The sequence below is a fragment of the uncultured Anaerococcus sp. genome, from assembly GCF_937934665.1.
Classification (GTDB): domain Bacteria; phylum Bacillota; class Clostridia; order Tissierellales; family Peptoniphilaceae; genus Anaerococcus.
In genome coordinates this window covers 1-3,569 of the sequence record NZ_CALGYW010000128.1, presented here as the reverse complement: position 1 = coordinate 3,569, position 3,569 = coordinate 1, and the positions used below count along the sequence as shown (strand labels likewise).

The 3,569-nt window shown below is 35.9% G+C and carries 3 protein-coding genes; 1 reads left to right on the top strand and 2 read right to left on the bottom strand.

Going from position 1 to position 3,569, the window contains the following annotated elements; all coding sequences use genetic code 11:
• Positions 1 to 1,473 (top strand): ABC transporter ATP-binding protein (locus tag Q0410_RS06695; RefSeq protein WP_299034648.1); only part of this gene is annotated, 1,473 nt, incomplete at its 5' end.
• Positions 1,474 to 1,553: 80 nt separating this feature from the next.
• On the opposite strand, the gene ahpF is transcribed toward Q0410_RS06695, so the two are convergent.
• Together ahpF and Q0410_RS06685 are read right to left on the bottom strand one after the other, a co-directional pair.
• Positions 1,554 to 3,086 carry an alkyl hydroperoxide reductase subunit F gene (gene ahpF, locus Q0410_RS06690; protein ID WP_299034645.1) on the bottom strand — a complete coding sequence of 511 codons (1,533 nt, stop codon included), beginning with the start codon at positions 3,084 to 3,086 and terminating at the stop codon, positions 1,554 to 1,556.
• Position 3,087: 1 nt separating this feature from the next.
• Positions 3,088 to 3,569 (bottom strand): redoxin domain-containing protein (locus Q0410_RS06685; protein ID WP_299034642.1); only part of this gene is annotated, 482 nt, incomplete at its 5' end.

The window sequence follows — 3,569 nt, the reverse complement described above, 5'->3', positions numbered from 1 at the left end:
TTGGTAACTGTTTGTAATATATTTGCGTTATTATACAACTACTCATATAAGTTTGTAATTGACTCCATCACTAGTGGATTAATAAGTCAGGCTTTTAAAAATTTTGTTTTTTTAGTTCTCTGTATGATAGGAGTTAATGTCTTTACTCTAATTGTTTATGATTATTTTTTAAAGATATTTCAGAAAAGAGTTGAGGCTGATGTCAGAAAAGATGTGCTCGAGAAAGTAGTATCTTTTGATTATGAAAAGTCGAAAAATATTAGTCAGGGTAATATAACTACTATGATAAGCGCTGATGCTAGTCAAATAGGGGAATATGTAAGTCTCTATTATTTTATGATAGTTGCAAATACTATAAGGTTTATAATAACCTATGCGATGCTTTTTACTTTAGATTCTTTTGTGGGATTTGTTGTTCTTTTTTCATTGCCCTTATATTATATTTCAACAAAGTTGACTTTAAAACCTATGAAAAGATTTGTTAAGGAAGGTTATGAATCTAGAGATACGGTTAATCAAAATTTTCTAGATGTTCTTAAAAACCTTATTTCCATAAAGTCCTACAATATTGAAGAGAGAATTAATGGACAAATTATTAAAAATAATGAAATACTTTACTCTAAAGAAAAAAGTCTCAATAAGTGGATGGCGATTTTTTATTTCTTAAGGAATTTTGTAACTTCTTTTATGCCAGTACTCATACTTGGAATATCCATAGTAAGAATTTCAAGAGGGGATATGACTCTGGGAAGCTTGGTGGCTATATTAGGATTTCTAGATGCGGTTTATCTACCTATGGATGAATTATTTCAATTTAAAGCTATGGATAACAATTTAGATCCTGTAAGAGACAGGATGGATAGTCTTTTCAATGAGGATAATACTTTCAGAAACCAAATAGTGAAGCAATCAAAAGATGTGGCAGTAGGTGTTTCTAATCTTAGTTATTATATTAACGGGAAAAATATATTGAAAGATATTAATTTTGAAATAGAGGAACCAGGCATATATAGATTGACGGGTGAAAATGGATCAGGTAAGTCTACATTGCTAAACGTAATTATGGGATTATACAATGATTTTGAAGGAAATGTAAGGATTAATTCTCCAGATAAAAAAATAACCTACATGAATCAATTTGATTACCTATTTGATACTGATCTAGATAATAATATAAGTTTGTTTAATAAATTTAAAATAGAAGAGTCATCATTTAATCTTATGAAAAGTTTACCAAAGGGTGAAGTTAAAAATTATTCAGGCGGGGAGAAAAGATTTGCTCTTTTTATTAGAGCAATCAATACTCAAGCAGATATATATTTACTAGATGAGCCATTTGAGGGAGTAGATAGTTTTAAAAAACTTCAAATGATTGATATCCTTAATAAATTAGCGAAAGAAAAAATCGTTATTATAGTATCTCATGACGATGATGATTTTAAAGACCTTGATTATCAAATTATAGAGATATAGGTCACATTATAATGTTGTTAAGTTTTAAAAATTTTATAACTTAAGTTAAAAAAATCGCCCCGAAGGACGATTTTTTTATTTTATTCACTTACCATAAGATGGTTATAAGCGCCAAGGGCTGCTGTAGCTCCTGTGCCAGCTGCTATTACGATTTGCTTAAATTTAACATCTGTAGCATCGCCGGCAGCGTAGATTCTTTCTATATTTGTAGATCCATCATTAGCTGTAATGATCTCTCCCATCTTATTTCTTTCTATACCAGAATTTTCTAGCCATTCGGTATTTGGAATTAGACCAACTTGGATAAAGCAACCAGCTATATCGATTTTATGTTCTTCTCCGCTAACTCTGTCGGTATACTCGAGGTTTTCCACCTTACCATCGCCGTAGAGACCTGTGGTTTGAGCATTTGTAATTACTGTTACATTGTCAAGTGAGTGGAGCTTCTTTTGAAGAATTTCATCTGCCTTAAGCTCTGGTAAAAACTCTAGGACTGTAACGTGTTTTACAATACCAGCAAGGTCTATTGCAGCTTCCACACCAGAGTTACCTCCACCGATTACAGCTACATTTTTACCCTTAAAGAGTGGGCCGTCGCAGTGGGTACAGTAGGCAACACCCTTGTTCCTAAATTCTGTTTCACCTGGGATACCAATTAGCCTCCATCTAGCTCCTGTAGCTATAATTGCAGTCTTAGCTGATAGTTTTGCCCTATTATCAAGTGTGATTTCAACAAGGTTATCAGATTTTGCTATATCTTCTGCAAGGACACCTGTCATAATATCTACATCTAAGGATGCAACCTGGTCAAGCATTTGAGCCATGAAGCTAGGGCCTTCTGTGTATTTAAAACCAGGTATGTTTTCTATAGCCAAAGTTTCATTTACCTGACCACCAAACTCGCTTGCAACTATACCTGTCTTAATTCCCTTCCTTGCTGCATAGATTGCTGCTGTAGATGCGGCAGGACCACCACCTACGATTAGGACATCAAAGATAGGCTTGTCTTTAAAATCATCCTTATCAATCTTGCTACCAAGCTTATCTAATAGGCTTATAATAGTTTGCTTGCCACCTTCGAAAAACTCGCCGTCTTTAAAGATTGCAGGCACTGCAAGGACGTCTCTAGACTCAGCCACTTCTTGGAACATACCACCTTCGATCATAGTGTGGTTAATAGCTGGATTTAGGATAGCCATAATATTTAGGGCTTGGACAACATCTGGACAGTTGTGGCAGGATAGGGAAACAATTGTTTCAAAATCACTCGCCCCAAGTTCTTTAATTCTTGACTTTGTAGACTCATCTACCTTTGGCTCAATGCCACCAGCTTGTAGCATGGCAAGGGCAAAGGATGCAAATTCGTGACCTAGTGGAAGACCTGCAAAAACGATCTGGCCATGGTCAAAGGCTCCCTTGATTTCAAAAGAAGGCTTAAGGGCTAGGTCTTTTTCGACAAGACTAATCTTATCGGAAAGAGCTGCTACCTCTTCTACAAATTCTTTAACTTTTTTTGAGTTTTCGTCATTATGAGCAGAAAGCCCAATAGTGACCTCTGTTTGTAAGAGGTCGAAATATTGGGCCAACTGGTTCTTTAGATTGTTATCTAACATATTAGATTTTACCAACTAGGTCAAGTCCTGGTGTAAGTGTTGCGTCAGCTTCGCTTTCCCATTTAGCTGGGCATGCTTCACCTGGGTGGGCTGCAACGTATTTTGCAGCCTTAACCTTGTTTATATTTACATTAGCTTTTCTGCCAATACCGTCAGCATTGATTTCGATAGTTTGGATAACATTGTCAGGATCGACAACAAGTGTTGCTCTGTGAGCCTTGCCTGAGTCGTCAAGTAGGCCAAGTGCTTCTGTAAGCTCTTTATTAGAATCGCCTATCATTGTATACTCGATTTTGCCAATAGCTTCTGAAGCATCGTGCCAAGCCTTGTGAACAAAGTGTGTATCTACAGACACTGAGTAAACTTCTGCGCCAAGCTCTTTAAGCTCTGTGTAAGCTTCTTGCATATCTTCAAGCTCTGTTGGGCAAACAAAGGTAAAGTCAGCTGGGTAGAAAAGTAAAACAGTGTAAGAACCCTTTAGGT